This window comes from Paraburkholderia sp. RL18-085-BIA-A, assembly GCF_046027075.1.
GTDB lineage: Bacteria > Pseudomonadota > Gammaproteobacteria > Burkholderiales > Burkholderiaceae > Paraburkholderia.
Genome location: NZ_JARESU010000478.1, coordinates 1 through 1,035, shown reverse-complemented (window position 1 = coordinate 1,035; position 1,035 = coordinate 1). Strand labels below are relative to the sequence as shown.

Below are 1,035 nucleotides of genomic sequence, written 5' to 3'. Positions count from 1 at the left end.
ATCAATAGCGGCATGCGCATTCCTGTCATCTTCATGACCGGTCATGGAGACATCGAGATGGGGGTGAAGGCGATGAAGGCTGGCGCGCTCGATTTCCTGGCGAAGCCGTTCAAGGACCAGGACATGCTCGACGCCGTGGCTCAGGCCCTGGTGCGAGACAGCGAACGGCTCACGGCAGAAACTGCGTTAGCCGGTCTGCGCGCTTTGTATGCATCCCTGTCACCACGCGAGAAAGAGGTGATGGGCTTTGTGCTGTCCGGTCTGCAGAACAAGCAGATTGCCTCTGAGCTGAACCTGAGCGAAATCACGGTGAAGGTTCACCGTGGACAGGTGATGCGCAAGATGAAGGCGCGCTCGATGCCGGACCTCGTCCGCAAGGCCGAATCCCTTGGTATCGAGCCCCCTTTGCCCCACGGCGGTCATCACTGAGCGACGTCGCGCGTCAGCACTTCTGCACAGCGTCGATGATTCGCTAGGGATTTCCGAGAGCGACCGAGAGCCAGTGAGTCAGTGCAGCGGCCTGGTAAGGCTTCTGCAGCAACACCAGTGCGCCGTTACTCGCGGCCTTTGCCTGCAATGCCGGGGTCGGATAGGCGCTGATAAAGATGGTGGGCGGGGCATTTCCATGGGCACGCAGGCGCTCATGCATCTCGATACCCGACATCCCGGGCATACGGATATCGGAAATCAGGCAGGAGGTGTGAGCCACCTGACCGGATGAAAGAAATTCTTCTGCCGACTCATACAAGCGCACCTGCCAGCCCAGCGACCGGATAAGGCTGCCTAACGCAACACGAACGGCTGAATCATCGTCGACAATCGAAACCACTGGCGTAATGTGCAAAATGGGCCCCTCGGTTACTCTCTCTCGGGATGACGTGTGGTCGATGCCGCCCGCCACTTTCGCGCGCCGGTCGCCTTGCGTCACTTTCGCGCCTCCTCCTCCTTCATGGCTGGCGGAAGGCTGAACGAGAACGTCGCACCACCTTCGGGGTTATTGGAGGCCCAGATTTGCCCACCGTGGGCTTCAACAAC

At 59.7% G+C, this 1,035-nt stretch carries 2 protein-coding genes; one reads left to right on the top strand and one right to left on the bottom strand.

Features of this window, described 5'->3' with window-relative positions; all coding sequences use genetic code 11:
- Positions 1–429: response regulator transcription factor (locus P0D89_RS53355; protein WP_408379711.1), on the top strand; the 429-nt coding region annotated here is incomplete at its 5' end.
- Between the two features lie 43 nt (positions 430–472).
- On the opposite strand, the gene P0D89_RS53350 is transcribed toward P0D89_RS53355, so the two are convergent.
- Complete coding sequence (locus P0D89_RS53350; protein WP_408379709.1) at positions 473–928, bottom strand: response regulator transcription factor; 456 nt, start codon at positions 926–928, stop codon at positions 473–475.
- Between the last annotated feature and the right edge of the window lie 107 nt (positions 929–1,035).